Source organism: Rhizobium sp. Leaf321, assembly GCF_001423215.1.
GTDB classification, from domain to species: domain Bacteria; phylum Pseudomonadota; class Alphaproteobacteria; order Rhizobiales; family Rhizobiaceae; genus Neorhizobium; species Neorhizobium soli.
Genome location: NZ_LMOF01000008.1, coordinates 692,220 through 717,477, shown reverse-complemented (window position 1 = coordinate 717,477; position 25,258 = coordinate 692,220). Strand labels below are relative to the sequence as shown.

Genomic DNA, 25,258 nt, shown 5'->3' with positions numbered 1-25,258 from the left:
CCGTCCAGCTGCCAAACTATTTTCTCGGGAGAACTCTATGACTGTAAAGGTTGCCATCAACGGCTTTGGCCGTATCGGCCGCAACGTCCTGCGCGCGATCGTCGAATCCGGCCGCACGGACATCGAAGTGGTCGCGATCAACGATCTCGGCCCGGTCGAGACCAATGCCCACCTTCTGCGCTACGACTCGATCCACGGCAAGTTCCCGGCGGACGTCAAGGTCGAAGGCGACACGATCATCGTCGCCGGCGGCAAGCCGATCAAGGTAACCGCGGTGCGTGACCCGGCCCAGCTGCCGCACGCCGAAATGGGCGTCGATATCGCGCTCGAATGCACCGGCATCTTCACCGCCCGTGACAAGGCCGCTGCCCACCTGACGGCCGGCGCCAAGCGCGTCATCATCTCGGCTCCCGGCGACAATGCTGACCTCACGGTCGTGTTCGGCGTCAACGACGACCAGCTGACCAAGGACCACCTGGTCATCTCCAACGCATCCTGCACCACGAACTGCCTGGTTCCGGTCGTCAAGGTGCTGAACGACGCTGTCGGCATCGACCACGGCTTCATGACCACGATCCATTCCTATACCGGCGACCAGCCGACCCTCGACACGATGCACAAGGACCTCTACCGCGCCCGTGCAGCGGCTCTGTCGATGATCCCGACTTCGACCGGTGCAGCCAAGGCCGTTGGCCTCGTTCTGCCGGAACTGAAGGGCAAGCTGGACGGCACGTCGATCCGCGTTCCGACCCCGAACGTCTCGGTCGTCGACTTCAACTTCGTGGCCAAGCGCGCCACGACGGTTGCCGAAATCAACGACGCCATCAAGTCTGCCTCCGACGGCAAGCTGAAGGGCATCCTTGGCTACACCGACGAGCCGCTGGTTTCCCGCGACTTCAACCACGACAGCCACTCCTCGATCTTCGCCTTCGACCAGACGAAGGTTCTCGAAGGCACGTTCGTGCGCATCCTGACCTGGTACGACAACGAGTGGGGCTTCTCCAACCGCATGTCGGACACGGCTGTTGCCATGGGCAAGCTGATCTGAAGATAGCGCGCATGCCGGTCCTTGAGGACCGGTCCTGACGCTCAGGCTTTTGACCCCCTCCCCTTAAAAGGAGGGGGTTTTGCGTTATGGGACATGGTCGGGAGAGGTCGCCCGTGCGAAAGTCCGTCAGGACGCCGTAAACTTCACCGTCACGCCGCGCTGGCGAAAATAGGCCTGCATCAGCTTGCGGCCCTGGCGATTGTTCTGCACGATCCGCGCCGGGTCGAACTCGGCTTCCTTCTGGCCAGCCTGGGTGAGCGCTGCCTTGAGAGCGGCGATATGCGTGTCGAGATCGGCATTGTTGGCCTGAAGCGATTCATAAATGCGGTTTGTCGCTTGGGCTACGGTCGGTTCGCTCATGTCATACTCCAGTCATTGTTTCGCCGGCGCTTAGCACACTTTCTGGCACGACCCAATTGCGATGATGACCCGTCGGCGTCAGCAGATACCCCATCCGAGGGATGTTATTTTTCGTGAGGGTGGAAACCACGCAGTATCATTGCACGTATTGGCTTTGGACAGACAAACGCCAGCACCACCTGGAGATACGCCATGTTTCTGCGACGCCAGTTGCTGATCGCCTCCGCTCTTGCCCTGACCAGCAATGCAAGGGCGCAATCCGATCCTTGGGCAGAGCTTCGCACTGGCGCGGCTCTGGTGCTGCTTCGTCACGCGATTGCACCCGGAACCGGCGATCCAGCGAATTTTGCGATCGGGGACTGCAGCACGCAGCGCAATCTCTCCGCGCAGGGCATCGCTCAGGCGGGCCGTATCGGCACGCCCTTCCGGGAGAACGGCGTGGCGCAGGCGCGGGTCTTTTCCAGCCAGTGGTGCCGCTGCCTCGATACCGCTAAAGGTCTTGGTCTTGGACCGGTCGAGCCGCAGCCGCTGCTCAACTCGTTTTTCGGCAGTCCCGAAGATGGCAGGCCGCAGACGCAGGCCCTGCGCGCCTGGATGACGGGCTTGCCGCCCGGCCGGCCGGTTGTGCTGGTCACCCACCAGGTCAACATAACCGGGCTTACCAACATCGTTCCTGCCAGCGGCGAACTCCTGTTCGTCACGGCCGGTGCGGCCGATCCACTAACGGTGATCGGCAGGGTCGCCGCTGAGTAATAGGCAGCGACCGGCAACGTTTTCCGGCTCCTTGACTCGGCGCTGGGGTCAGCTCTTCGGCGTGTTTGCCACCACGCCGACCTTCACGACGTGCTGACCGCCATTGACGCCATCATGGCCGAGGTCGCTGCCGGTTGGGCCTGCGTCAGCTATTCACTTCGCACCGGCGTGATTTTTCTTCAGCCCGGCCCTTCTCTTGCCGGATTTGTTCCCGTCTATTTGAATATGCACATCGAATCGCCCGGCCACTGACCGGGATCTGCTCCATGGCTATCTTGCCGCATCGCGGCAGCGGCACAGGATCCGACAATCGCCGGGCCTGCTGATGGATGGATTTCCGTAAACGGCGGCGAGAGGAAGGACGGGGACTTTGGAGGCTTTCTACATCATCCTGCTGGTCGGCACGGTTCTGGTGTTGGCTGCGGCCTTTTCCAGCCTGCTTGCCTTCCGGTTCGGCGCTCCCCTGCTTCTCGTCTTCCTGTCGATCGGCCTGCTGGCCGGTGTCGATGGTCTTGGCATCCGCTTCGAGAACTACTCCTTCACCTTCATGCTGGGGTCGTTGGCGCTCGCCATCATCCTGTTCGATAGCGGCTTCGGCACCTCGCTCCACTCCTTCAGAATAGCCGCGGTTCCAGCCCTCACGCTCGCGTCCGTCGGCGTGCTCTTGACCGCCGGCGTATTCGGCGTCGCGGCCAAGTATTTCCTGGGCTTCAGCTGGCTCGAAGGCTTCCTGCTCGGGTCGATCGTCGCCTCGACTGACGCAGCCGCGGTGTTCTTCCTGCTGCGCATCGGCGGCATCAACATCCGCGACAAGGTGCGCTCCACGCTCGAAGTGGAATCCGGTACCAACGACCCGATGGCGATCTTCCTGACGATCGCGCTGTCCGAGCTTCTGGCCACCGGCCAGGGCTTTGGCGGCCTAGACCTGCATTTCGTCGTCATGTTCCTCGAGGAAATGGGGCTCGGCGTGATCTTCGGCCTGCTCGGCGGCTTGATGATCGTCTGGGTCCTGAACCGCTTCACCTCCGATCGGGGTCTCGCTCCGATCCTGGTCCTGACGCTTGCGTTGCTCGTGTTCGCCTTCACCGGCGCCATGGGCGGCAGCGGCTTTCTTGCGGTCTATGTGGCCGGCATCTACTCGGGCAATCGCAAGATGTTTGCCAAGCATCAGATCACGCGCTTCAACGAGGGGCTGACGTGGCTGGCGCAGATCATCATGTTCCTGGTGCTCGGCCTGCTCGCCACACCCTCCCAGTTCCCGATCCTGCTCGTGCCGGCGATCGGTCTGGCGCTGTTCCTGATTTTCGTCGCCCGCCCGATTGCCGTGTGGATCAGCCTGATGGCCTATGACTTCACGCAGCAGGAAATCGGTTTTCTGTCCTGGGTCGGTCTGCGCGGCGCGGTGTCCATCCTGCTCGCCATCACGCCGATCCTGTCGGGCGCTGAAAACGGGTCCGTTTTCTTCAACGTCACCTTCATCATCGTGCTCGTCTCGCTTCTTCTCCAGGGTTGGACGATCAAGCCGGTGGCGCGGTATCTCGGGTTGATTATCCCGCCGCGGATCGGCGCCGTCGACAAGCTGGAACTCGACCTTCCCGGCAAGGCGACCCATGAACTGATCTCCTACCGCGTCCTCAAAGACAGCCCGATCCTGTCCGGCGAGCGCATTCCCCGCTGGGCCATGCCCTCGCTGGTGATCCGCGACGGCCGTAGCCTCCGCTACCAGTATGCCGGGCGGCTGCGGGAGAACGACCAGGTCTACCTGTTCGTGACGCCGAACTACACGAAACTGCTCGATCGGCTGTTTGCCAGCCGCGTGCCTGTCGATGATGACGATGCGGAGTTCTTCGGCGCCTTCGCCATCTCGCCGACACGGCCCGCAACCGAATTGGACCTCGCCTATGGTCCGGGCCTGCTCTCGGCAACCGAGCAGGCAATGACGATCGGCGAACTGATGCATTCCCGGCTGGGCGGCAAGACGGAATATGCCGACCGCATGCGTTTCGGCTCGATCGTGCTGATCGTCCGGGAAACCGACGAGCTTGATCATGTCACCAAGATCGGCGTCTCGCTGGAACCGGTGGAGCCTGCCACCAAGCTGCCGATCTTCATCAACATGCGCGAAATCGCCCACCGGATAAGGGACCAGATCCGCAAGTATCGCGGCAAGCCTGTGCCCGGCCCCCCATCCGCCTGAACCCCGGCCGCCATCCGGCAACCGGCGCAAAGGCTATTTCGTTGAGCCGACAGCCTTGCGCCGTCGGACAAGAATAGTATGGTCCCGCCACCCTTTATCAAGCAACGGGATCAGTACCATGCCGGCCTTCAAGACCCTCGACGACCTCACCGATATCGCAGGTAAGCGCATTCTCGTCCGCGTCGACCTCAACGTTCCCGTGAGCGACGGCAAGGTGACGGACGCGACCCGTATCGAGCGCGTTGCTCCGACAATCACGGAACTGTCGAAGAAAGGCGCCAAGGTCATCCTGCTCGCCCATTTCAGCCGCCCCAAGGGCGAACCGGTCGCCGACATGTCGCTGTCCCAGATCGTCATGGCCGTCAATCAGGTGCTCGGTCAGAAGATCCTGTTCGCCTCCGACTGCATCGGCCCGGAAGCCGAGGATGCTGTCGCCTCGATGAAGAACGGCGATGTTCTCCTTCTTGAAAACACCCGCTTCCACACGGGCGAAGAAAAGAACGACAGCGGCTTTACCGAAGAACTGGCCAAGAACGGCGACATCTATGTCAACGACGCCTTCTCGGCCGCACACCGTGCCCATGCCTCCACGGAAGGTCTTGCCCACCGCCTGCCCGCCTATGCCGGCCGCACCATGCAGGCTGAACTTGAAGCACTGGAAAAGGGCCTCGGCGAGCCTGCCCGCCCGGTCGTTGCCATCGTCGGCGGCGCCAAAGTGTCGAGCAAGATCGATCTGCTGCAGAACCTGGTGAAGAAGGTGGACGCGCTGGTAATCGGCGGCGGCATGGCCAACACGTTCATTGCCGCACAAGGCATCGATGTCGGCAAGTCGCTTTGCGAGCATGACCTTGCAGACACTGCCCGCGCCATCATGGCGGAAGCCGAAGCGTCCGGCTGCACCATCGTGCTGCCGACAGACGGCGTCGTGGCACGCGAGTTCAAGGCGAATGCCGCAAACGAAACCGTCGCGATCGATGCCATCCCGTCTGACGCGATGATGCTCGACGTCGGCCCGAAATCCGTCGAAGCCGTCAACGAATGGATCGGCAAGGCCTCGACGCTGGTCTGGAACGGCCCGCTCGGCGCCTTCGAGATCACCCCGTTCGACACAGCGACCGTCTCCGCTGCAAAATTCGCAGCCGCTGAGACGAAGGCCGGCAGGCTGGTTTCAGTCGCCGGTGGCGGCGATACGGTGGCAGCACTCAACCATGCAGGCGTGGCCGACGATTTCTCCTACGTCTCGACCGCAGGCGGCGCTTTTCTGGAATGGATGGAAGGCAAGGAACTGCCCGGCGTTTCGGTTCTGACAAAGGCCTGATCGGCCAGCGTTCGGAGAATGCCTCTTGGTGGGTCAGAGGCGCGGGACATAGGCTTCCGCGCCCGATCGGCAAGGCGGATTTAAAGAAATTCAATATTTTAAACGATTGAAACGATTTCAATCGTTTCAATGGCTTAGAGCATCATTTCCCTTTAAAAGAACTTCTGTTATCGGCGGGAGAGAAGTTCGGATATGCTCTTCAATATCGGGCTCTCCGAAGATTGAATGGGCACACGCGCGCAACGCGCCATTGTGAGGGATAGGAGCGATTATGGTAGACGCGAAGATGTTGGACAAAGTCAGGTCGGCGCCCGGTTTTATTGCGGCGCTTGATCAGAGCGGTGGTTCGACACCCAAAGCGCTGCTGCTCTACGGCATTGCCGAAACCGAATACCAGGGCGACGAAGAGATGTTTCGCCTGATGCACGCCATGCGCGCCCGCATCATGAAGGCACCGGCCTTTACAGGCGACAAGGTTGTCGGCGCCATCCTGTTCGAGCGCACCATGGATGGCGATGTCGATGGCGAACCTGTTCCCTCCTACCTCTGGGAAAAGCGCGGCGTCGTCCCTTTCCTGAAGATCGACAAGGGCCTTGCTGCCGAAGAAAACGGCGTGCAGCTGATGAAACCGATGCCCGATCTCGACGCTCTCCTGATCCGCGGCCGCGAAAAGGGAATTTTCGGTACAAAGATGCGCTCGGTGATTGCCTCTGCCGACAAGGCCGGCATCGCTGACGTTGTGCAGCAGCAGTTCGAAGTCGCGCGCCAGATCATCGCACAGGGCCTCGTTCCGATCATCGAACCGGAGATCCTTATCAACAGCACGACCAAGGCTGAAGCTGAGACCATCCTGCGCGACGAGATCGCCCAGCAGCTCGATACGCTCGGTCCGGGCGAAGACGTGATGCTGAAGGTAACGATCCCAACGGTCGCCGACTTCTATGCGGATCTTGCCGCTCACAAGTCGGTCGTTCGCCTCGTCGCCCTGTCCGGCGGCTACAGCCGTGCCGACGCCTGCGAAAAGCTCAGCCACAACCGCGACATGATCGCGAGCTTCTCGCGCGCGCTCACCGAAAACCTGCGCGTCTCGATGAGCGATGCAGATTTCGACGCGAGCCTGGCTGAAACCATCGACGGGATCTATTCCGCGAGCGTCAACAAGGCCTGATGCTCTAACCCTGATGCTGCGGCATCGGGAACACGAACCTGGAAAAGGCCGCCTCAGCTTTAATAGCTCTGGCCCTTTTCATGGGAGGAAGAGGCCGCACCGGGGGGTGCGGCCTTTCTCGTTTCCAGACCCTGCCCAGACAATCAGGATTGATGTCTTCCATCAAAACCATTGTCTGGTGATGGGAGATCGCAGGCTCTAGAAGTGGGGCCTCAACTGGGGAGCCTGTCCATGCCTGTTGCCGATTTCGTCACCGTCGATGTCTTTACCGACCAGCGCTTCTTCGGCAATCCGCTTGCGGTCATCACAGACGCCCGCGGCCTTTCGGGCGATGAGATGCAGGCGATCGCAACGGAGTTCGGCTATTCCGAAACCACGTTCGTGCTTCCACCGGACAATCCAGCCAACACGGCGCGCGTGCGCATCTTCACGCCGACGACAGAGGTTCCCTTTGCCGGCCATCCGAATGTCGGAACTGCCTTCGTCCTTGGAAACCTGCCCGACCTGTTCGGCAACGCTTTAGGCAACACGCTCCGCTTCGAGGAAATCGCCGGACTGGTCGAGATCGACCTGATCCGGAAGGGCGATGTGGTTGTCGGCGCAACCATCCGGGCACCGCGACCACTTGAACTGGGCGCCGAGATCGAACCTGAACGTATCGCCGACTGCGCATCCATCGGCGTCGGGCATGTCGTCATGCACAATCACGCACCCGTCTTCGCATCGGTCGGCTTGCCATTCGCAATTGCTGAGTTGGACGGTTTGCAGGCGCTCGCCACGGCCAGGCCGGATCTCACGTCATTCCGTCGCGCGGCCGAGATCAGCCCGGGCGATCAGATGGAGTTTTCGCTGTTTCTCTATGTCCGTGATGCCAAGGATCCCCTGCATATCCGTGCCCGCATGTTCGCACCGCTCGACAATGTGCCGGAAGACCCGGCAACGGGTAGCGCGTCTGCAGCGCTCGGCGCGTTCCTCGCGACGCTTGACCCTGAAACCGACGCCGATATCCGCATGACCGTCGAACAGGGTGTGGAGATGGGCCGCCGCAGCGTGATCGAGCTCGCCATGGTCAAAAGACAAGGTCGCGTCACCGATGTGCGGATCAGCGGAAGCTGCGTGAAGGTGATGAGCGGCCGTATCGAGCTGTAATCAGCCGACGAACTCGCGCAGCAGCAGTGCTGCGGACCAGAGCGCGAAGGCGACCAGCGCCAGCTTCCAGAAATCCATCCGGCGCCTGAGGCCCGGGAGGTTCAATGGCTTGATGATCTGCACGACCATGGCCAGCATCAACAGGACGGAGATTGTTTTTGTCATCTGTCTTTCGTCACTGTTTCAAAGGCTCGCCACAGGCTGGACATTTTTGCTCTCCACCACAGTTAGACCGGGAGGAGAATCGGGGTCTGTTGCGTCATGATCTCTGATCTGCCTTACCTTCGTTAACGTCCTGTGCCGGTCTGCGCAACATCGCTCCGGCACGGCAGGGCGGATCACCGACCACGAAGAGAGCTGACAGTATAGACGATGAGCCGTAATCTCCTTCCCGTTCTCGCCCTCCTCACTGGTACGCTCTTTCTGTTCCTCGGCAATGGCCTGCAGGGTCTTTTGTTGCCGGTGCGCGGTTCGATCGAAGGTTACTCGAACGAGGTTCTCGGCCTGCTCGGCACAACCTGGGCCTCAGGCTTCGTCATCGGTTGCTTCGTGGCACCGAATGTCGTGCGCCGCATCGGGCACGTTCGCGCTTTCTCCGGCTTCCTGGCCCTGATCTGCCTCAACGTGCTTATGACCGGCCTGCTGGTCGATGACGTCGCGTGGCTCATCCTGCGGGCAATCACCGGCTTTTGCACTGCCGGTACGTCGATGATCATCGAAAGCTGGCTCAACGAACGTGCCACACCGGAAAACCGGGGCACGATCTTTTCCTTCTATATCTCCATCACCCTGTTCGGCGTTGTCGGTGGCCAGTTGATGGTGCCGTTTGCCGATGTGACGCTGCCGACGCTGTTCATGGTCTGCGGCATCCTCTACTCGATCGCCGCCCTGCCGACGACGCTGTCCAAGGCTGCGTCACCACAACCGCTGAAACGCGCGCGGCTGGATCTCAAGGGTCTGTTTCGAAACTCGCCGATCTCCTGCGTAGGCATTCTCTTGGTCGGCATCGCCAACGGGGCCTATGGCACGCTCGGCGCCGTGTTCGCGACCAAGGTCGGCCTCGACAAGGGATCGGTCGCCGCAATGGTATCGATCACCATCTTTGCCGGCGCGATCATGCAGTTTCCGGCGGGCCGGTTGTCGGACAGGCTGGACCGCCGTCATGTCCTTGCAGTCCTCTCCGGCGTCAGTGCGCTGGCAGGCCTTGCCGTTGTGCTGGTTGCGCCGACCAACGTCTACACGATCGTTATCCTCGTCGCGACCTACGGCGCCGCCGCGAACGCGCTCTACCCGATCGCCGTTGCCCATGCCAACGACTTCGCCCAGCCCGAGGACTTCGTAAAGGTCTCCGGCGGCCTGTTGCTTCTTTACGGCATCGGGACGATCATCGGCCCGACGCTCGGAGGTCCTGTCATGACCTGGGCCGGCCCGCACGCCCTGTTCGGCGTCACGGCTGTCGCCCATCTGATGATCACCGTCTATGCGATCGTCCGAAGCCGGCAGCGCGCACCCGTCCCTGCCGGCGAACGCGACGCCTACACGACGGTGACAGGAACCAACGGACCACTCGCGACACCCGAGGGCCTCTCGCTCGATCCGCGCGCAAGACCCAAGGATGCAGCCGCGTCTGAACAGCAGACGACGCCATAACGGCCAAGGAGCCTTGAAATGTCATTTCTCGACGACGACCGCCCGAAGAAACCCGCAGCTCACGAGATCGGCGCCGATCTATCGCTGCTCTCTGCGGACGAACTGCAGACGCGCATCACCATCCTGCAGGAAGAGATCGCGAGACTGGAAGCAGAGAAGGCGAGGAAGGCTGAGGGTCGCAAGGCCGCTGACAGCTTTTTCCGGACCTGATGTGCCGGACTAAGAATAAACCGCAAAACCACGATCAATCTTAAGCAAACATTAATCATTAACAGAGAATATAGCGATGTTCGGTTCTGCCGGACTCAGACAGTTTCACCGCTCGGCGAATGGTCTGATTTCTCCCTGTTTTACCTTGAGAGCCGCTTTTGCGGCTCTTTTTTTTGGCTGTCGGTCTGTACAGGCTCACGCAGCCATCAAAAACCCGTTCCAAAGGCCATTTTCAGGGGACTTGCGCTTTCGCAAGATCTGTTTCATTTCAAGAAGATCGAGGGCGTTTACCGGTTCCTGTGGGTATTAACCTTTCATTAAGAAACGCCTTGCGGATTTCCAGTATAAGGATCATGTTCACTTCATTCAGCGGGCCAGATGGAACTTTTTGAGCCACTTCGCCATTGCCTGAGTAAGAAAGCATTAGCAGGAATGAATTCGATGTCCGAGCAGGGATTGAACACAGTGAGTTTTGCGGGCCGCGCCGCAAGCTCTGCCCAGTTCAAGTCACTATACTCCGAAGGCATGGCTCTTGTTGAAGAGACAGCAAGCTATCTGGACGGTCAGGGTCGTGCTGCATCCAAGGTTCTGCCGCGCATGGCCTCGGTTTTGTATGCAGCTGAATCCATGCGTCTGACGACTCGCCTGATGCAGATGGCATCGTGGCTTCTGCTCCAGCGTGCCGTCAACAACGGCGAGATGAGCCGCGATCAGGTTCTTTCGGAAAAGAGCAAGGTGCGTCTCGACGGCTTCAATGTCGATCGCAATGCTCCGGGCTGGCTCGATCTGCCGGAAAGTTTCCGTGATCTTGTCGAACGCTCGCTTCGTTTGCAGAACCGCGTCGCTCTTCTGGACCGCGAAATCTATCGCGCCCCGGAAGCCGTTGTCATCTCCGACAACGAAAACAGTGTCCGCGCCCAGCAGAACCTGCTTCACACCGCATTTGGTGGCTGAGATCTGAACGTCGACAGTCCAAAGGCAGGCATTGGGCCTGCCTTTTTGCGTTTGGAACTATGCAGATAGCGACGCCAGATAGGCGTTGACACTGTCACGACAGTCCAGCCGGTGTTTCGGGCCCTCGAAGGCGCTGAACATCCGGTCATGCGCCTCGAATGAATTCCAGTTGTTGTGTCGGAAGCGATAGCCCGCCACCCAATGGAGTAGCTCTTCGAAGGACGCAACGCTTCCCCCACCCTGAAGACCGCGATGGCGAATGTTTTCGAGGCAGACGTCGTCGGCGATGTCGAGGAAGATCAGTGTCGTTGCCCGGGTGATGGCGAGACTGGCAAGCCGGCCATAGACGCCCTCGATCAGCCAGACATCCTGTGCTGCAATCCGGCAAACGTCGTCGTCAACGACCTGCCTGTCACGGGCGATGCCGTAACGTCCCGGCTCCCAGTGGACGTCGTCCAGATGAATCGGGTGATGGCCGAGCGCCTCCCCCATCCTTGTCGCAAGCCACGTCTTACCCGATCCGCCATTGCCGAAAATGAGCACGCGGCAGAGCGGAAGCGGTAGCTTGGACAGACAGTTGGCCTTCTCCTCCATGCCTTCTAGAAAAACAAAAAAGCCCGGCTTTCGCCAGGCTTCTTTTGTCAAAATGCAAAAAGCGATTAGAGGCCGAGACCGCCGAAACGCTTGTTGAACTTGGAAACGCGGCCACCGCGGTCCAGCATCTGCTGGTTGCCGCCGGTCCAGGCCGGGTGCGACGTCGGGTCGATTTCGAGGTTCATGGTGGCGCCTTCGGTGCCCCAGGTCGAGAACGTCTCGTATTCGGTACCGTCGGTCATGACGACCTTGATCTTGTGGTAGTCGGGATGGATGCCAGCCTTCATGTCGATATTCCTGCTCTGCGAGGTCCATTCGTCGCATTGCGCGAGCAAGAACCGTCTTTAATGAATGAAGCCGCAAACCGGCGCGGTCACGGCTTCCCAATTGGATGCGGAGCCTATACAGGAAGGGCGCCGCAAGTACAAGTCCCCGAAAGGCTGAGATTCCGCTGCCCGGGGGCCATGGAGACGACATGGCCGAAAGCCGAGAAAATCAGAAGAAAAACCGCAGTCTCAAGCCGCTTTCCCGACTGCTCCCCTATCTTTCCCGCTATCGAGCCATGGTCGCCGGCGCGACTTTTTTTCTCGTCCTTGCCGCCTGCACCACACTAGCGCTGCCGCTGGCTGTCCGCCGCATGGTGGATCATGGATTCGCATCCTCCGACGGACATTTCATCAACAACTATTTTGTCATGCTGTTCGTTCTGGCGGTCCTTCTCGCGATCGCAAGCGGCATGCGCTACTATTATGTGATCACCATCGGCGAGCGCGTGGTGGCGGATCTTCGCCGTGAGGTCTTTTCGCATGTGACGCGTTTGTCTGCTTCCTTCTTCGACGTCAACCAGTCCGGCGAGATCGTCTCGCGGCTGACCGCCGATACGACCCAGATCAAGTCCGCCTTCGGTTCTGCCGCGTCCCAGGCCCTGCGCAACACCATCCTCTGTCTCGGAGCGATGGGCATGATGGTCTATACGAGCCCCAAACTCTCGGCTCTGGCACTCGGCGCCATCCCGCTGATCGTCTTTCCGCTCGTCGGCTTCGGCCGCTCGGTGCGCCGCCGGTCGCGCGCCGCCCAGGACATGCTGGCCGCGACCTCCGCCTATGCAGCCGAAACGATCGGCGCCACACGCACAGTTCAGGCCTTCACCGGCGAGGCTGTCGCCACCTCGCGCTACAGCGACACGGTCGAGAATGCCTTTGAGGCCGCCCGCAAGTCGATCCGCGCCCGCGCGCTTCTGACCGGCTTCGGCATCGTGCTGATCTTCGGCTCGATCGTCGGCGTCCTCTGGTACGGCGCCCAGAGCGTGCTTGCCGGCACGATGACACCGGGCACGCTCGGCCAGTTCGTGCTCTATTCGGTGATTGCGGCAAGCTCGCTCGGCACACTGTCGGAAGTCTGGGGCGAACTGTCGTCTGCAGGCGGCGCCGCCGAACGGCTGTCCGAGCTGCTGGATGAAGTGTCCGCCGTGCGTGACCCGGAACACCCGAAAGCGCTCCCCTCACCCCCGCTCGGCGATGTCGCGTTCGACAGCGTCTCGTTCGCCTATCCGGCACGCGTCAGCGCCATCACGCTCAATGCGCTTTCCCTGCATGTGGCACCGGGAGAAACCGTCGCCATCGTCGGTCCCTCGGGCGCCGGCAAGAGCACGATCTTTTCGCTGCTGCTGCGCTTTTACGATCCGACGGCCGGATCGATCCGGCTCGATGGCGTCGATCTGCGCCATGCGACGCTTCAGGATATCCGCTCACGGCTTGCGATCGTGCCACAGGACGTGACGATCTTTGCAGCCTCCATCCACGACAACATCGCCTTCGGCGTACCAGACGCGACACGCGAGGCCGTGCGTGCCGCAGCAATCGCTGCCCAAGCAGACGAATTCATCGCGAAGCTCGACAACGGCTATGACACGCTCGCCGGCGAACGCGGCATCACCCTGTCCGGCGGCCAGCGCCAGCGGATCGCCATCGCCCGCGCGATCCTGAAGGATGCTCCGGTCCTGCTGCTCGACGAAGCCACCTCGGCGCTCGATGCGGAAAGCGAAACACTGGTGCAAAAGGCGCTCGACGGATTGATGCGCAACAGGACCACGCTCGTCATCGCCCATCGCCTCGCGACGGTGTTGAAGGCCGACCGGATCCTGGTGCTGGAAAACGGTCGCGTCGTCGAGGAAGGCACGCACCAGAGCCTGGTGGCGGCTGGCGGTCTCTATGCCAAGCTCGCGCGGCTGCAATTCCATGATCTCGAGCAAACTTCCGTCAGCGCGATCTGATGGACGCGCCCCCCATCATCTCCGCAGATCTGGATAGTCTGCTCGATGACGTTCAGCAGCGCACCTTCCGGTATTTCTGGGATGGTGCTCATGCGCAGAGCGGCCTCCCTTATGACAAATGCCTTCTCGACGGCACACCCGGCATCGATGCGATCTCGATCAGCGGCACGGGCTTTGGTCTGATGGCAATTCTGGTCGCCTGCGAGCGCGGCTGGATCACCAGCGACGAGGCGCTGGTTCGCATTACCACGATTGTCGAGAGCCTCGAACTGGCACCGCGCTACCACGGCGCGTTCTCTCACTTCATCAATCCCGCTACCAGCGCAATGATTCCGTTTTCTGCGCTGGATGATGGGGGCGACATCGTCGAAACGACCCTTCTCCTTCAGGGCCTGATCTGCGCGCGTGAATATTTCGCGGCAGAGACCATTTCCGAGAAATCGCTGCGCACCGCGATCACCCGGCTGTTCGACGAGGTCGAGTGGACCTGGTACACCCGCGGCAAGACCGACGGCCCGATCTACTGGCACTGGAGCCCGATCAACGAGTGGGCGATGAACCTGCCGATCACCGGCTGGAATGAGGCGCTTTCAACCTATGTCTTTGCCGCCGGGTCGGACACGTTTCCGATCGATCCGCAGAACTATCACTGCGGATGGGCACGCAACGGCGCTATGAAGAACGGCGAAGAATATTTCGGCATACAGCTGCCGCTCGGTGAACCCATGGGCGGGCCGCTGTTCCTGTCGCAATATTCCTTCTGTGCGCTCAATCCACGCGGCCTGTCCGATCGCTACGCCGATTACTGGCGCCAGGCGGTCGCGCATTCACGGATCAATCGCGCCTATTGCCTGACGGTGCCGGAATATGCCGCAGCCGGCGTCTGGGGCCTGACGGCATCGGAAGCCCAGGCCGGCTACGCCGCCAATTCGCCGCTGGTCGATTTCGGCGCGATTGCACCGTCTGCAGCACTGTCGAGCTTTCCTTTCGTGCCCGGCCATGCGGAAGAAGCCTTGCGCGCGCTCCTTGCCTACGAGAACGGACGGCTGGTCAACCGCTTCGGCTTCGCCGACGCGTTTGCGCCGAAGACAGGCTGGGTCGCATCGACCTACATCGCTATCGACCAGGGTCCGATCGTCGCGATGATCGAGAACCACCGCTCGGGTCTGTTGTGGAAACTGTTCATGGCCGCTCCGGAAGTGCGCCGCGGCCTCGACCGGCTGGGATTCCGCTATCCGGCCACTTCGCTCGAGCACAAAAACGTCGGCACCTGATCACTTCGCGCGTTTGAACGTCCATTTGACGACATGATCACCGTTGCGCTTGATCTTGGTCTTCATCTTCAGCTGCACCGATTGCTCGCCGAACGCAGCCTGCGCCTCCTCGAACGCCCGCCGCGCCTGCGCCATCGCCTCGTGATAGGCGGTATTGTCGCGGCGAGGCGTATCTGCCACCGCCTTGGCGATCGCGTCGATGTCGGGCTTGCTGTAGGTCATGTCAGCGTTCGGTAAGCTTCAGTTCAATGCGGCGGTTCTGGTTTCTAGCATCCGGCGTATCGCCAGCCGCGATCGGCTGGAATTCGCCAAAGCCCGCTGCCACCAGCCGGTTGGCGGGCACGCCCTTCGAGATCAGATACTTGACCACCGACGTGGCACGCGCGGACGAAAGCTCCCAGTTGTCGCGGTAGCGTCCGGTGCCGGAAAGCGGCGCATTGTCCGTATGCCCGTCGACACGCAGCACCCAGTTGATCTCGGCTGGGATTTCCTTGGCGAGATCGAGAAGTGCCGCGGCAAGCTTGTCCATCTCCACGAGACCGGCCGCATCCAGTTCGTTGCCGCCGATGGGGAAGAGCACTTCCGACTGGAACACGAACCGGTCGCCGACGATGCGGATGTTTTCGCGGTCGGAGAGAATCTCGCGCAGACGCCCGAAGAAGTCGGAGCGGTAGCGATTGAGTTCCTGAACACGGGCCGCAAGCGCCACGTTGAGGCGGCGACCGAGATCCGAAATCTGCGCCTGCGAGTTGGCGTCCTTCGTTTCCGACGCCTGCAGCGCCTGTTCGACGGCGGCGATCTGGGCCCGCAGCGCCGCGATCTGCTGGTTGAGAAGCTCTATCTGGCTCATCGCCCGGGCGCTGACCTGCCGCTCGTTGGAGAGTTCACCCGTCAGAGTGGTCACGCGGGAATTGGCCGCGTCGCTTGCACCACTGCCCTGGTTGAGAAGCTGCTGCAGCCGCGACCGGTCGCTTTCAGCAACCGCCAGCGACGATTGCAGGTTGGCGAGCTGGTCTTCGATATCCTGATTGTTGCCCTTTTCCAGCGCCAGAAGCTCTGTCAGTTCCGCGATCTGGCTGTTCAGCCGGTTCAGAACCTCGTCGCGACCGGAAATCTCGCGGGTAAGCAGGAACTGCGCCAGCACGAACACCGTCAGTAGGAACATGATCGCCATCAGAAGCGTGGTCAGCGCGTCGACGAAGCCCGGCCAGTAGTCCACGCCGTGCTGGCGGCGACGGTTCTTGCCCAGCGCCATGGTCTACTTGCTCCCGATCTTGTCGGACTGACCGATCTTGTCGGAGAGCCGGTCCAGCGTGCGCCGCAAGGCCTTCGATTCTTCCTGCTGCGCCTCGATCCAGTCGCGCAGCATCTGCTGCTCGTTGCGCATGTTCTTGACCAGCCCCTGAATGCCTTCGGCAAGGTTTGCCATGGCAGCAAGCGACTTCTCGTTCTGCTGGACATCACCGCTGCCGGTTCTGCCCTGAGCCGCCGCAATCTTGCGCAGCTCGTCGGCAAGCGTCTTGAATTCGCCGGAGGAACCAGCTGAAAGCCCTGCCGCCGCAACCGGCGCGTCCGATCCCGTATCGGTCACCGATGAGAGCCAATTTTCGAGTTCCGTATAGAACCGGTTCTGGGCACGTCCTGCCTGGAGATCGAGGAAGCCGAGGATCAGCGAGCCCGAGAGGCCGAGCAGCGACGAGGAGAACGCCGTGCCCATACCGGCAAGCGGCTGCGCAAGACCGGTCTTGATAGCCGACAGAATGTCGTTGGAGCCGCCGGCGCCCGGATCGAGCGCACCGATGACGTCGCTGATCGAGCCGATCGTGCCGATCAGGCCCCAGAACGTGCCAAGCAGGCCGAGAAACACCAGGAGCCCGATCAGGTAACGGGACGTATCCCGAGATTCGTCGAGGCGGGTGCCGATCGAATCGAGAATGGAGCGCAAGGTTGCGGTCGAAAGCGCCGTCTTGCGGCGACCACCGATCAGCGAGCGCATCGGCGCCAGAAGTTTCGGCTCGCGGCCCACCTTGTCGACGGTGCCGGCAGCGCGGAACGAGTTAAACCAGCGCACTTCCGGAATAAGGCCGATGACCTGCAGGAAAACCAGAACGATACCGATCAACAGGACGCCGAGGATTAGACCGTTCAGACCCGGATTGGTCTGGAACGCTTGTGCGGCCTGGCGGTACAGGATCGAGCAGACAAAACCGACGATGATCAGGAAGATCAGCATCGTCCAGAGGAAGGAAGCCGGGTTGGAAAGCTTTTCGGTAAAACGGCGGCGGTTAGCTTCAGTTTCGTCCAGATCGTCCACTGTCGCATTCGCCATAATAAGCCTCGCCTCTGGGTCGCGTCGCGCGGAGGCTAGAGCAAAATTGCGACGAATTGAAGTGTCGCCACGGTGCAAAGACCGGGACAAGCCGAAGTTTTTTCCTCGCCATTTCAAATGACAAGCAGCACTCCGGCCGTCACTGCATCAGCAATCAGCGCGACGGAACCGGACGATTGGAAACTTCCAGCAGCGCCTTCTGGATCAGCTCGTTGCCGGCAACAATGCTCTTGGTGCCAAACATATCGGTCGAACCCTTGATGTCGCTGACAAAGCCGCCCGCTTCGCGGATGAGAACGAGGCCGGCAGCGATGTCCCACGGCGAAAGACCGATTTCCCAGTGACCGTCGAAGCGACCGGCAGCGACATAGGCGAGATCAAGCGACGCAGCGCCAAGGCGACGAACGCCCGCCACTTCGCCCATCACGTGGCGCAGTTCGACCAGGAACTTGCCGTGATCGCCGCGGCCGAGATGCGGCACGCCGCAACCAACCACGCAATCGGACAGGACCCGGCGTGCGGCAACGCGAATGCGACGGTCGTTCAAGAACGCGCCGCCGCCCTTTTCTGCCGTATAGAGTTCATCCGTGCCCGGGTTGAAGATCACGCCGGCGACGATTTCGCCATTGCGCTCCAGCGCGATCGACACCGCGAACTGCGGAATGCCGTGCAGGAAGTTGGTCGTGCCGTCGAGCGGATCGACGATCCAGCGATGAGCGCCGTCCGTGCCCTTCTCCTCCTGGCTTTCCTCACCGAGGAAGCCGTAGGTCGGGCGCGCCTTCATCAGCTCGTCATGGACGATCTTTTCCGCCTTGAGATCCGCCTGGGTCACGAAATCGCCCGGTCCCTTGACCGAAACCTGCAGGTTCTGAACTTCGCCGAAATCCCTGGAGAGCGACTTGCCAGCCTTGAGGGCGGCCTGAACCATGACGTTGAGAAGGGCTGAGCGGGCCATGCGGGAAATCCTGATCGTATGGTCCCGAACATGCATCAGCCGGGACGTGTCTGTGGCGAATTGTCTTGATTGGCCGGTTCAAGACCACAAAACCAAGGGAAATTCAAGTCGAAGCCGACAAAGCCCGCGTGAACGGACAAAATGCGACATTGCCCGCCTGCCTGCGATCTGCCAGAACGCCGGCTATCGAGATTTTAGGAGTATCACCGTGAAGATCGCATTGCCATTCGGCATCAGCCTCGGACTTGTGGGCGTGATGACCATGCTGTCGCTGGGTCTGATCTCGGCGCTGCCGGCCGATACCCAGTTGCCGATCCACTTCACCCTGACCGGCACACCGACCAGCACGGCACCGGCCATGATCGCGCTGCTGCTTCTGCCGGCCTGCGCGCTCTTCGTGACAGCCATGTTCGCACTTGGCCCCCGCATGGGCGGCCGTATCAAGGCCTCGCCGGGCATCTACCTGATCGTCTGGCTGGTAACGCTGCTGATCCTGGCGCTTGCCCACGGCTTTATCATCCGCCACGCCCTGTTCACGCTGGCGGCGATGAAGGCAACCGCCTGACCACTTGAACTACTGGCGGTTGACTACTGGCGGCGGAAGCGGTTCGCCGCGTCGATCGCCTGGCGCTGCTGCTCGTCGTTGATGCCGAGGTAGAAATCTTCAAGCGCCGCGTCTTGAAGTCCGGCACGCCTTGAAAGCACATACCACTTGGCGGCCTCGACCGGGTTTGGTCGCGTGCCCAGCGCCTCGATATAGAGATGCGACAGCTTGTTCTGGGCAACCACATTGCCGCGATGGGCTGCAATCCGCAGCCATTCGAAGCCCTTGTCGTAGTTGCGCTCGCCGCCGACGCCGTTGACGAACCAGATGCCCATGTCGAGCTGCGCCGTGTCGAACCCGGCCTTCGCCGCGCGCTCCAGCCATCGGCGAGCCTCGGCCTTCTTCTCCTCGGGCACGCCCTTCATGTTCACGTAGAGCTGGGCCACCGCATATTGCGCATCCGCCACGCCCTGCTTTGCCGCCCGCTCGTAGAATGGCAGCGCCAGCTTGAAACCTTTGTCGCCCGGATTGTCCGACACCAGGATCTGGCCCCAGTTGAACTGCGCCGATGAATTGCCGGCTTCCGCCGCCTTGCGCATATAGTCGTCGGCCTTCTTTTTGTCGGCGGGCACGTAACGGCCGCTCATCAAAAGAAGCGAATACTGGAACATGGCGGCAGGATCGCCGCGCTCGGCAGCCTGCCCGTACCAGAAGGCCGCGGTCTTTGCGTCGCGGTTGATGCCGAGCCCCTTGCTCATCATTTCGGCGACAAGCGTCTGCGACGCCGCATCGCCGGCCGACGCACGCTTCAGTGCGACATCGAGCGCCTTGACGTACAAGCCGCGCTGGAACGCACCATAGGCCTCGTCGATCGGGCCCGTATAGGGCTTCTCCGGCGGCAGTGGCGGCAAGGTCACGCCCATGCGCTGATAGAGTTCGACACCGGCGGACGGCACGATGCCATCGGGCTGTGCACCGCGTTCGACGCCCATTGCATCCGGCGCGACCGGTCTCGTCACCACCTGACGCGACTGCGCCGCCGTCGGCCCCTCCTGCTCCACCGCACCGGGTTGCTGCACCTGCGCAATTGCCGGATGCGGCAAGACGGCCGACGCGGAAAGGCTGGCGGCAAGCATCAGGACGGTGGATGAGGCGCGACGAATCGATGGCATGGAGACCATCAAGCCTCAAACCGTGGCGCTTTTTCGTCCAGATCGGCGTTGACCAGTCGAACTGCTTCCTGCGGTCCTTCGGGATGATCGAAGACAGCCAGTCTCAAAGCCACAAATTCCGCTCCGTTTTCGGCAACCTCGAGCGCCGAGGAAATGTCCGTGCCGCCCATGGCGATGCAGGGAATTTCCACCATCGAAGCCCACCATTCCGCAAGCGCGACGTTCTTCGGATGCGCCTCCGGCTTGATGTCGCCATCGAGCTTGCCGAAGAAAATATAGTCGGGGCGGCGCTCGCCCACTTCGAGCGCCGTGTGACGCTCGGATGCACCACCGGCGCCGACGATCATCTTCGGGCTGAATTTCTCGATCGTTTCTTCCAGCTCTTCCATCGAACCGGCCATATGCAGGCCATCTGCCTTGACGCGACCTGCGACGCGGCTGTCTCCGGCGATCAGCGCTGCGGCACCCGCGGCCTGGATCATCGGCACCATGAGTTCGGCGCGGTCCTGGAACGCGGTATCGTCTTCATCGTATTGCGGCAGGATCACCGAGGCGACATCGCCGCCCGCAAGCGCCTTCTCCAGTCGGTCCGCCTGCGCTTTCGCATCCGCATCCTGCGGCACGATCAGCACCAGACGGCAACGCTCTTCCTGTTTCTTCATGTTTCTTCCCATGCAGCGAACCGCAACCCGGCGATCCGCACTCGTTTTCTCTTGAATGATTCGATAGACCGGAAGGATTGCGCAATCAACCGCTCATCCCATCTGCCCGCCTCAACGGTGCAAGCCTGAAGTGCCCATGCCAGACATATTTTCCTCCGATACGCTCAGCCTCGCCTTCTTTGCAGCAGCGGTGCCCGCCGTGATGCTGGTCGGGCTTTCCAAGGGCGGCATTGGCGGCGCGATCGGCCTGATGGGCATGCCGCTGATGTCGCTTGCAGTCGACCCGGTCAAAGCGGCGGCGATCTTCCTGCCGATCCTGATCCTGATGGATATCGTGGCACTCTGGTCCTGGCGCCATTTCAACGACAGAAAAACCCTGCTGATGATCCTGCCGGGCGGCGTCATCGGCATCGCGCTCGGCTGGGCGACCTCGGCCTATGTTTCGGACGACGCGTTGCGGATTGTTATTGCCGCGGCAACGATCTTCTTCGCCCTCCGCTACTTCTGGCAGGTCTACGGCCCGGATAAGAACCGTCCGGCCGCCGCACTGCCCCATCGTCCGGCGGCCGCCACGTTCTGGGGCGCGCTGTCGGGCTATGCCAGTTTCGTGGCGCATGCCGGAGGCCCGCCCTTCCAGATCTACGTTCTGCCGATGAAGCTGGATCCTAAGAAATACACCGGGGCCAGCATCCGCTTCTTCGCCATCGTCAACGCCGTCAAGATCATCCCCTATTTCCTTCTCGGCGCATTGGGGGCCGAAAACCTGACGATCTCGGCGACATTGCTGCCGGCAGCCCTGGTCTCGACCATGCTCGGTGCCGCGATCGTCAAGCATCTGAAGTCGGAAGTGTTCTATCCGATGACCTACGCGCTCGCTCTCGTTGCCGGCGTAAAGCTACTGTGGGACGGCCTGCCGATCTGACCGGTCCATCCAAACATCATAAAAAACCCAATTACAATAAGGCCTTCCGCCGGTCGCGAGACACGAAAACGGTTGATGCTTCGTCAAGTTATGCTTAGCTTCAAACTATGACACTCGATCCGTTTTCAGCCATTGCCGATCCGAACCGGCGCCATCTCCTCGAAGAGCTGAGACGCGCGCCGAAAACCGTGAATGAACTTGCACAAGGACTGCCGATCAGCAGGCCGGCCGTCTCGCAGCATCTGAAAGCACTGCTGGACAGCGATCTCGTGACTGTCACACCAGAGGGAACGCGGCGCATCTATGCCGTGAACGGCAGCGGCTTCACCCGGCTCAACCTGTGGCTCGACCAGTTCTGGACGTGAATTCTGGCCGCGACTGTGACGTTACGACCAGAACTATTGCTTTTAGTCTTGGAATTTATCGTGCCGCTGTGGGCACCCTCTCACGAATGTACGTGAGGCGCGTGGCGCTTTTGATCGCCTAATGACGGGTGTCGGTCTTTAACCGCTCCACCTCGTCTTTGATGCGCAGCTTGCGGCGCTTGAGCTCTGCGATCTCACGATCGTCGGCGGATGGAGATGCGAGAACGGACTGGAGTTCCTCTTCGAGGTCGCCGTGCTTCTTTTCAAGCGATGCGATATGCGCCTGGACGGTCATGTGGCATGTTCCTTCCTTAGGTACCTGCCTTGGCACTCCTCTGAGCCAAGGCTTCAGGTTTGCAACAGAAGTGTGACACGGTTGGTCCGCTTTGTCGAAGGAGAAATCATGGTCTCTCAGCGGCAAATTCGTGGCGTCGGCTAACTTCCAGTTAACGCGGTTTGATGGTAGGAGCTTGCAGATGAAGCCGGGGTTTGCAAAAAGCCGGCGTAAAGAATGGGGACTGAGCATGCGTGATCAGGAACAGGCGGATAACCGGCTGGTACTCGCGAAACTTCGCCAGGAACACGAAGATTACGACGCCGCGATCAATGCCATGATCAAGGTCGGCTGTGAGGCTCTTCGCATCCAGCGCATGAAGAAGAAGAAGCTGGCCATCAAGGACCGGATGACCCAGATCGAAGACCAGATCATTCCCGACATCATCGCTTGAGTTCACCTTAAAGGGCCTGGAATGTCAGAAAGACCCGCAGTCGCCATCATCATGGGCAGCCAGTCCGACTGGGAGACCATGAAGAACGCCGCCGACACGCTTGATACGCTCGACATCGGTTACGAAGCACGGATCGTCTCGGCACACCGCACGCCGGACCGGATGTACGAATTCGCTAAGAGCGCCCGCGACGAGGGCTTCAAGGTCATCATCGCCGGTGCCGGCGGCGCTGCCCACCTGCCGGGCATGACAGCGGCCCTGACGCCGCTTCCGGTGTTCGGCGTGCCCGTCCAGTCGAAAACGATGAGCGGAACCGACAGCCTCTACTCGATCGTCCAGATGCCGGCCGGAATTCCCGTCGGCACGCTGGCCATCGGCCGTGCCGGCGCGATCAATGCCGCCCTTCTTGCTGCAGCGGTGCTTGCCCTTTCCGACGATGACCTTGCCGACCGACTCGACGCCTATCGCGCGCACCACACCGCATCGGTCGCCGAATATCCCATCGACGAAGCACCCTGAGAAACATCATGACGATCCGCACCATCGGCATAATCGGCGGCGGCCAGCTCGGCCGCATGCTGGCGATCGCTGCCGCACGCCTGAACTACCGCATCATCATCCTTGAACCGCAGGCGGATTGCCCGGCCGCCCAGGTCGCGAACGAACAGATCACGGCGGCCTACGACGACAGGACGGCGCTGGCCGATCTCGCCAGCCGCTGCGACGTCGTGACCTACGAATTTGAAAACGTACCGGTTGAGGCAGCCGAGTTCCTGCAGCAGTCGGTTCCAGTCTACCCGCCGGCCAAGGCCCTGGAAGTGGCGCAGGACAGGATTGTTGAAAAGCAGTTCCTCAACGGCTGCGGCATCGAGACCGCAAGGTTTCATTCCGTCGACAGCCAAGCCGATCTCGAAGCAGCGCTTGCAGACTTCGGCGGCAAGGGTGTCTTGAAGACCCGCCGCATGGGCTACGACGGCAAGGGCCAGCGCGTGTTCCGCTCCAGCGACGACAAGGCCGATGGCGCCTATGCGGACCTCGGCTCGGTGCCGATGGTTCTCGAAAGCTTCGTGCCCTTCGAGCGCGAAATCTCGATCATCGCCGCGCGTGCCAAGGATGGCACGGTCTCCTGCTACGATCCGTCCGAGAACATCCACCGCAACGGCATCCTTCATACCTCCACCCTGCCCGCGACCATTCCAGACACGACCGCGCAGACCGCGCGCAGTGCCGCCGAAAAGCTCCTCGCTGCCCTCGACTATGTCGGCGTGATCGGCATGGAATTCTTTGTGATGGCCGATGGCACCCTGATTGCCAACGAGATCGCACCGCGCGTGCACAATTCCGGCCATTGGACAGAGGCTGCCTGCGTGGTCTCGCAGTTCGAGCAGCATATCCGCGCGGTGGCCGGCTCAAGGCTCGGCGATCCGCGCCGTCATTCCGATTGCGTGATGACCAACCTGATCGGCGACGACATCCTCGACGTGCCCGGCTGGCTCGCGAGGACCGACGTGCTGGTCCACCTCTACGGCAAGACGGAATCCCGTCCGGGCCGGAAAATGGGCCATGTCACGGAGCTGAAGGGGCGGAAAACCCGGTCATAAAGTGCGTCACAAGGTTGACACGCATCCAGCCACGGGTTATCTGCACGCCAACCTGAGCGCGCCCCTCGTCGACAGATAGGCGGCACGCTTTCGATTGATAGAGACAAGCGGCTCTTTGAGCCCACAGACTTCTGGACCAGTACAATGAAGATCAAGAACTCGCTCAAGGCGCTGAAGGCTCGTCATCGCGATAACCGTCTGGTTCGCCGCAAGGGCCGCGTTTACATCATCAACAAGCAGAACCCGCGCTTCAAGGCCCGCCAGGGCTGATTTGCGCTGATATCGACGTTTTGTCCGGGCACGCCTGAGACGATCAAATTGTCGGTAGCGTGAAATTTCGGGTTTGACCTTCGGCGCATGCGGATTACTTTATCCGCATGCGCTGTTTTCGTTCAAGCTTCGTGATCCTTGCTGTGTGTGTTGCGGTGCCTGCCTTTGCGCAGACCCTGCCCCAGCCCATGCTGCCATCCCAACCGATGCCTCCCGCTCCGCCGCTGGAAAGTCCGCAGCAGGGAGGTCCGGAAGCAGCACCAAATGCCGGCCAGCCTCTCAACGCCAGGGTCGACCCGCTATTTGCGGCGCTGAAACGTGAGCGCAATCCGGAAAAGGCGCGCGGAATCGCCACGCAGATCGCCATGAACATGGGTGAGTCGGGCAGTCCCACAGTCAATCTCCTGATGGGCTGGGCGGCCACGGCCGCCAAGGAAAAGCGCAACGCCGCCGCCCTCGACTTCCTCGACCGCGTCACTCTCATCGATCCCGCCTATGTCGAAGGCTGGAACCGCCGCGCCACAATGCATTACGCGATGGGCGACCAGCGCAAGGCGATGGCCGATATTGCCGAAGTGCTGAAGCGTGAGCCTCGCCATTTCGGCGCGCTGGCCGGTCTTGCCGGAATCCTCACCGAAGCCGGACGGGACAGCCAGGCGCTGAATGCGTGGGAGCGTTATCTCGACATCTACCCCGCCGATCGCGAGGCGCAGGAGGCTGTGACCAAGCTATCCGAAAAGATCGCCGGCAACCGAACCTGATG

At 61.1% G+C, this 25,258-nt stretch carries 31 protein-coding genes; 20 read left to right on the top strand and 11 right to left on the bottom strand.

Annotation, left to right across the window (positions count from 1 at the left end):
- Nucleotides 1–37: 37 nt before the first annotated feature.
- The gene (gap, locus tag ASF70_RS20485; RefSeq protein WP_062582404.1) at nt 38–1,048 is read left to right on the top strand and encodes a type I glyceraldehyde-3-phosphate dehydrogenase; all 1,011 of its coding nucleotides are present in this window, start codon (nt 38–40) and stop codon (nt 1,046–1,048) included.
- A 126-nt stretch (nt 1,049–1,174) separates the two neighbouring features.
- On the opposite strand, the gene ASF70_RS20480 is transcribed toward gap, so the two are convergent.
- Entirely contained in the window at nt 1,175–1,408 is a 234-nt protein-coding gene (locus tag ASF70_RS20480; RefSeq protein WP_062582401.1) for a hypothetical protein, read from the bottom strand.
- A 192-nt stretch (nt 1,409–1,600) separates the two neighbouring features.
- Here ASF70_RS20480 and ASF70_RS20475 point away from each other — a divergent pair, with 192 nt between their 5' ends.
- From ASF70_RS20475 to ASF70_RS20455, 6 genes are all read left to right on the top strand, one after another.
- Nucleotides 1,601–2,161 (top strand): histidine phosphatase family protein, encoded by a 561-nt coding sequence (locus ASF70_RS20475; RefSeq protein ID WP_156461897.1) that lies wholly within the window; start codon nt 1,601–1,603, stop codon nt 2,159–2,161.
- 90 nt (nt 2,162–2,251) lie between these two features.
- Nucleotides 2,252–2,413: a hypothetical protein gene (locus tag ASF70_RS24090; protein ID WP_156461896.1), complete on the top strand. Its 162-nt coding sequence runs from the start codon at nt 2,252–2,254 to the stop codon at nt 2,411–2,413.
- A 118-nt stretch (nt 2,414–2,531) separates the two neighbouring features.
- The gene (locus ASF70_RS20470) at nt 2,532–4,358 is read left to right on the top strand and encodes a potassium/proton antiporter (RefSeq protein ID WP_062582399.1); all 1,827 of its coding nucleotides are present in this window, start codon (nt 2,532–2,534) and stop codon (nt 4,356–4,358) included.
- A gap of 118 nt (nt 4,359–4,476) precedes the next feature.
- Nucleotides 4,477–5,676, top strand: coding sequence for a phosphoglycerate kinase (locus ASF70_RS20465; protein WP_062582397.1), 1,200 nt, complete (start codon nt 4,477–4,479; stop codon nt 5,674–5,676).
- Between the two features lie 271 nt (nt 5,677–5,947).
- Nucleotides 5,948–6,844, top strand: a complete 897-nt coding sequence (locus tag ASF70_RS20460; RefSeq protein ID WP_062582395.1) for a fructose bisphosphate aldolase — start codon at nt 5,948–5,950, stop codon at nt 6,842–6,844.
- Between the two features lie 231 nt (nt 6,845–7,075).
- A complete protein-coding gene (locus ASF70_RS20455) occupies nt 7,076–7,993 on the top strand; it encodes a PhzF family phenazine biosynthesis protein (RefSeq protein ID WP_062582393.1) in 918 nt (305 codons plus the stop codon).
- Here the strand turns inward: ASF70_RS20455 and ASF70_RS24375 are convergent, their stop codons facing one another.
- Complete coding sequence (locus tag ASF70_RS24375) at nt 7,994–8,158, bottom strand: hypothetical protein (RefSeq protein WP_165699874.1); 165 nt, start codon at nt 8,156–8,158, stop codon at nt 7,994–7,996.
- Nucleotides 8,159–8,365: 207 nt separating this feature from the next.
- On the opposite strand from ASF70_RS24375, the gene ASF70_RS20450 reads away from it, so the two are divergent.
- From ASF70_RS20450 to ASF70_RS20440, 3 genes are all read left to right on the top strand, one after another.
- Nucleotides 8,366–9,643 carry an MFS transporter gene (locus ASF70_RS20450; RefSeq protein WP_062582392.1) on the top strand — a complete coding sequence of 426 codons (1,278 nt, stop codon included), beginning with the start codon at nt 8,366–8,368 and terminating at the stop codon, nt 9,641–9,643.
- Between the two features lie 18 nt (nt 9,644–9,661).
- On the top strand, nt 9,662–9,853 hold the full coding sequence (locus tag ASF70_RS20445; protein WP_062460843.1) for a DUF1192 domain-containing protein: 192 nt from the start codon (nt 9,662–9,664) through the stop codon (nt 9,851–9,853).
- Between the two features lie 441 nt (nt 9,854–10,294).
- The gene (locus ASF70_RS20440) at nt 10,295–10,807 is read left to right on the top strand and encodes a DUF1465 family protein (protein WP_062461855.1); all 513 of its coding nucleotides are present in this window, start codon (nt 10,295–10,297) and stop codon (nt 10,805–10,807) included.
- A 57-nt stretch (nt 10,808–10,864) separates the two neighbouring features.
- Here the strand turns inward: ASF70_RS20440 and ASF70_RS20435 are convergent, their stop codons facing one another.
- Both ASF70_RS20435 and rpmE read right to left on the bottom strand, forming a co-directional pair.
- Nucleotides 10,865–11,401, bottom strand: coding sequence for an AAA family ATPase (locus tag ASF70_RS20435; RefSeq protein WP_156461895.1), 537 nt, complete (start codon nt 11,399–11,401; stop codon nt 10,865–10,867).
- 65 nt (nt 11,402–11,466) lie between these two features.
- Complete coding sequence (gene rpmE / locus ASF70_RS20430; RefSeq protein ID WP_062460846.1) at nt 11,467–11,688, bottom strand: 50S ribosomal protein L31; 222 nt, start codon at nt 11,686–11,688, stop codon at nt 11,467–11,469.
- 188 nt (nt 11,689–11,876) lie between these two features.
- Here rpmE and ASF70_RS20425 point away from each other — a divergent pair, with 188 nt between their 5' ends.
- Nucleotides 11,877–13,673, top strand: a complete 1,797-nt coding sequence (locus ASF70_RS20425; RefSeq protein ID WP_062582390.1) for an ABC transporter transmembrane domain-containing protein — start codon at nt 11,877–11,879, stop codon at nt 13,671–13,673.
- A complete protein-coding gene (locus tag ASF70_RS20420) occupies nt 13,673–14,947 on the top strand; it encodes a glucoamylase family protein (RefSeq protein ID WP_062582387.1) in 1,275 nt (424 codons plus the stop codon). The genes ASF70_RS20425 and ASF70_RS20420 overlap by 1 nt, the downstream gene beginning before the upstream one ends.
- Here the strand turns inward: ASF70_RS20420 and ASF70_RS20415 are convergent, their stop codons facing one another.
- The 4 genes from ASF70_RS20415 to ASF70_RS20400 all read right to left on the bottom strand — a co-directional run bounded on the left by ASF70_RS20415 (nt 14,948) and on the right by ASF70_RS20400 (nt 18,231).
- Nucleotides 14,948–15,169 (bottom strand): hypothetical protein, encoded by a 222-nt coding sequence (locus ASF70_RS20415; RefSeq protein WP_062460856.1) that lies wholly within the window; start codon nt 15,167–15,169, stop codon nt 14,948–14,950.
- 1 nt (nt 15,170) lies between these two features.
- On the bottom strand, nt 15,171–16,202 hold the full coding sequence (locus ASF70_RS20410) for a peptidoglycan -binding protein (RefSeq protein ID WP_062582385.1): 1,032 nt from the start codon (nt 16,200–16,202) through the stop codon (nt 15,171–15,173).
- A gap of 3 nt (nt 16,203–16,205) precedes the next feature.
- Nucleotides 16,206–17,276: a hypothetical protein gene (locus ASF70_RS20405; protein ID WP_062460863.1), complete on the bottom strand. Its 1,071-nt coding sequence runs from the start codon at nt 17,274–17,276 to the stop codon at nt 16,206–16,208.
- A gap of 154 nt (nt 17,277–17,430) precedes the next feature.
- Entirely contained in the window at nt 17,431–18,231 is an 801-nt protein-coding gene (locus ASF70_RS20400) for an inositol monophosphatase family protein (protein ID WP_062461861.1), read from the bottom strand.
- Nucleotides 18,232–18,439: 208 nt separating this feature from the next.
- On the opposite strand from ASF70_RS20400, the gene ASF70_RS20395 reads away from it, so the two are divergent.
- Nucleotides 18,440–18,796 (top strand): hypothetical protein, encoded by a 357-nt coding sequence (locus tag ASF70_RS20395; RefSeq protein ID WP_062460866.1) that lies wholly within the window; start codon nt 18,440–18,442, stop codon nt 18,794–18,796.
- 23 nt (nt 18,797–18,819) lie between these two features.
- On the opposite strand, the gene ASF70_RS20390 is transcribed toward ASF70_RS20395, so the two are convergent.
- Both ASF70_RS20390 and ASF70_RS20385 read right to left on the bottom strand, forming a co-directional pair.
- Complete coding sequence (locus ASF70_RS20390) at nt 18,820–19,956, bottom strand: tetratricopeptide repeat protein (RefSeq protein WP_092659857.1); 1,137 nt, start codon at nt 19,954–19,956, stop codon at nt 18,820–18,822.
- Complete coding sequence (locus tag ASF70_RS20385; protein ID WP_062460869.1) at nt 19,956–20,609, bottom strand: thiamine phosphate synthase; 654 nt, start codon at nt 20,607–20,609, stop codon at nt 19,956–19,958. The genes ASF70_RS20390 and ASF70_RS20385 overlap by 1 nt, the downstream gene beginning before the upstream one ends.
- A gap of 136 nt (nt 20,610–20,745) precedes the next feature.
- Here ASF70_RS20385 and ASF70_RS20380 point away from each other — a divergent pair, with 136 nt between their 5' ends.
- Nucleotides 20,746–21,531: a sulfite exporter TauE/SafE family protein gene (locus ASF70_RS20380; protein WP_062460872.1), complete on the top strand. Its 786-nt coding sequence runs from the start codon at nt 20,746–20,748 to the stop codon at nt 21,529–21,531.
- A gap of 107 nt (nt 21,532–21,638) precedes the next feature.
- Nucleotides 21,639–21,896: a metalloregulator ArsR/SmtB family transcription factor gene (locus ASF70_RS20375; protein ID WP_062460875.1), complete on the top strand. Its 258-nt coding sequence runs from the start codon at nt 21,639–21,641 to the stop codon at nt 21,894–21,896.
- A 118-nt stretch (nt 21,897–22,014) separates the two neighbouring features.
- On the opposite strand, the gene ASF70_RS23790 is transcribed toward ASF70_RS20375, so the two are convergent.
- Nucleotides 22,015–22,191 (bottom strand): DUF465 domain-containing protein, encoded by a 177-nt coding sequence (locus ASF70_RS23790; RefSeq protein WP_082471995.1) that lies wholly within the window; start codon nt 22,189–22,191, stop codon nt 22,015–22,017.
- A gap of 229 nt (nt 22,192–22,420) precedes the next feature.
- Between ASF70_RS23790 and ASF70_RS20370 the strand changes: the two genes are divergently transcribed.
- From ASF70_RS20370 to ASF70_RS20350, 5 genes are all read left to right on the top strand, one after another.
- On the top strand, nt 22,421–22,624 hold the full coding sequence (locus tag ASF70_RS20370; protein WP_062461867.1) for a YdcH family protein: 204 nt from the start codon (nt 22,421–22,423) through the stop codon (nt 22,622–22,624).
- Between the two features lie 21 nt (nt 22,625–22,645).
- A complete protein-coding gene (purE, locus tag ASF70_RS20365) occupies nt 22,646–23,143 on the top strand; it encodes a 5-(carboxyamino)imidazole ribonucleotide mutase (RefSeq protein ID WP_062582383.1) in 498 nt (165 codons plus the stop codon).
- Nucleotides 23,144–23,151: 8 nt separating this feature from the next.
- A complete protein-coding gene (locus tag ASF70_RS20360; protein ID WP_062582382.1) occupies nt 23,152–24,225 on the top strand; it encodes a 5-(carboxyamino)imidazole ribonucleotide synthase in 1,074 nt (357 codons plus the stop codon).
- Between the two features lie 144 nt (nt 24,226–24,369).
- A complete protein-coding gene (gene ykgO / locus ASF70_RS20355) occupies nt 24,370–24,495 on the top strand; it encodes a type B 50S ribosomal protein L36 (protein WP_003497670.1) in 126 nt (41 codons plus the stop codon).
- A gap of 188 nt (nt 24,496–24,683) precedes the next feature.
- Nucleotides 24,684–25,256, top strand: a complete 573-nt coding sequence (locus tag ASF70_RS20350) for a tetratricopeptide repeat protein (protein WP_244474092.1) — start codon at nt 24,684–24,686, stop codon at nt 25,254–25,256.
- Nucleotides 25,257–25,258 lie beyond the last annotated feature (2 nt).

What these genes read in the sequence shown, in the direction of transcription:
- gap (WP_062582404.1), top strand. Translation starts at nt 38, where the DNA reads ATGACTGTAAAGGTTGCCATCAACGGCTTTGGCCGTATCGGCCGCAAC.
- ASF70_RS20480 (WP_062582401.1), bottom strand. Translation starts at nt 1,408, where the DNA reads ATGAGCGAACCGACCGTAGCCCAAGCGACAAACCGCATTTATGAATCG.
- ASF70_RS20475 (WP_156461897.1), top strand. Translation starts at nt 1,601, where the DNA reads ATGTTTCTGCGACGCCAGTTGCTGATCGCCTCCGCTCTTGCCCTGACC.
- ASF70_RS20465 (WP_062582397.1), top strand. Translation starts at nt 4,477, where the DNA reads ATGCCGGCCTTCAAGACCCTCGACGACCTCACCGATATCGCAGGTAAG.
- ASF70_RS20460 (WP_062582395.1), top strand. Translation starts at nt 5,948, where the DNA reads ATGGTAGACGCGAAGATGTTGGACAAAGTCAGGTCGGCGCCCGGTTTT.
- ASF70_RS20455 (WP_062582393.1), top strand. Translation starts at nt 7,076, where the DNA reads ATGCCTGTTGCCGATTTCGTCACCGTCGATGTCTTTACCGACCAGCGC.
- ASF70_RS24375 (WP_165699874.1), bottom strand. Translation starts at nt 8,158, where the DNA reads ATGACAAAAACAATCTCCGTCCTGTTGATGCTGGCCATGGTCGTGCAG.
- ASF70_RS20450 (WP_062582392.1), top strand. Translation starts at nt 8,366, where the DNA reads ATGAGCCGTAATCTCCTTCCCGTTCTCGCCCTCCTCACTGGTACGCTC.
- ASF70_RS20445 (WP_062460843.1), top strand. Translation starts at nt 9,662, where the DNA reads ATGTCATTTCTCGACGACGACCGCCCGAAGAAACCCGCAGCTCACGAG.
- ASF70_RS20440 (WP_062461855.1), top strand. Translation starts at nt 10,295, where the DNA reads ATGTCCGAGCAGGGATTGAACACAGTGAGTTTTGCGGGCCGCGCCGCA.
- ASF70_RS20435 (WP_156461895.1), bottom strand. Translation starts at nt 11,401, where the DNA reads ATGGAGGAGAAGGCCAACTGTCTGTCCAAGCTACCGCTTCCGCTCTGC.
- rpmE (WP_062460846.1), bottom strand. Translation starts at nt 11,688, where the DNA reads ATGAAGGCTGGCATCCATCCCGACTACCACAAGATCAAGGTCGTCATG.
- ASF70_RS20425 (WP_062582390.1), top strand. Translation starts at nt 11,877, where the DNA reads ATGGCCGAAAGCCGAGAAAATCAGAAGAAAAACCGCAGTCTCAAGCCG.
- ASF70_RS20420 (WP_062582387.1), top strand. Translation starts at nt 13,673, where the DNA reads ATGGACGCGCCCCCCATCATCTCCGCAGATCTGGATAGTCTGCTCGAT.
- ASF70_RS20415 (WP_062460856.1), bottom strand. Translation starts at nt 15,169, where the DNA reads ATGACCTACAGCAAGCCCGACATCGACGCGATCGCCAAGGCGGTGGCA.
- ASF70_RS20410 (WP_062582385.1), bottom strand. Translation starts at nt 16,202, where the DNA reads ATGGCGCTGGGCAAGAACCGTCGCCGCCAGCACGGCGTGGACTACTGG.
- ASF70_RS20405 (WP_062460863.1), bottom strand. Translation starts at nt 17,276, where the DNA reads ATGGCGAATGCGACAGTGGACGATCTGGACGAAACTGAAGCTAACCGC.
- ASF70_RS20400 (WP_062461861.1), bottom strand. Translation starts at nt 18,231, where the DNA reads ATGGCCCGCTCAGCCCTTCTCAACGTCATGGTTCAGGCCGCCCTCAAG.
- ASF70_RS20390 (WP_092659857.1), bottom strand. Translation starts at nt 19,956, where the DNA reads ATGGTCTCCATGCCATCGATTCGTCGCGCCTCATCCACCGTCCTGATG.
- ASF70_RS20385 (WP_062460869.1), bottom strand. Translation starts at nt 20,609, where the DNA reads ATGAAGAAACAGGAAGAGCGTTGCCGTCTGGTGCTGATCGTGCCGCAG.
- ASF70_RS20380 (WP_062460872.1), top strand. Translation starts at nt 20,746, where the DNA reads ATGCCAGACATATTTTCCTCCGATACGCTCAGCCTCGCCTTCTTTGCA.
- ASF70_RS20375 (WP_062460875.1), top strand. Translation starts at nt 21,639, where the DNA reads ATGACACTCGATCCGTTTTCAGCCATTGCCGATCCGAACCGGCGCCAT.
- ASF70_RS23790 (WP_082471995.1), bottom strand. Translation starts at nt 22,191, where the DNA reads ATGACCGTCCAGGCGCATATCGCATCGCTTGAAAAGAAGCACGGCGAC.
- ASF70_RS20370 (WP_062461867.1), top strand. Translation starts at nt 22,421, where the DNA reads ATGCGTGATCAGGAACAGGCGGATAACCGGCTGGTACTCGCGAAACTT.
- purE (WP_062582383.1), top strand. Translation starts at nt 22,646, where the DNA reads ATGTCAGAAAGACCCGCAGTCGCCATCATCATGGGCAGCCAGTCCGAC.
- ASF70_RS20360 (WP_062582382.1), top strand. Translation starts at nt 23,152, where the DNA reads ATGACGATCCGCACCATCGGCATAATCGGCGGCGGCCAGCTCGGCCGC.
- ykgO (WP_003497670.1), top strand. Translation starts at nt 24,370, where the DNA reads ATGAAGATCAAGAACTCGCTCAAGGCGCTGAAGGCTCGTCATCGCGAT.
- ASF70_RS20350 (WP_244474092.1), top strand. Translation starts at nt 24,684, where the DNA reads ATGCTGCCATCCCAACCGATGCCTCCCGCTCCGCCGCTGGAAAGTCCG.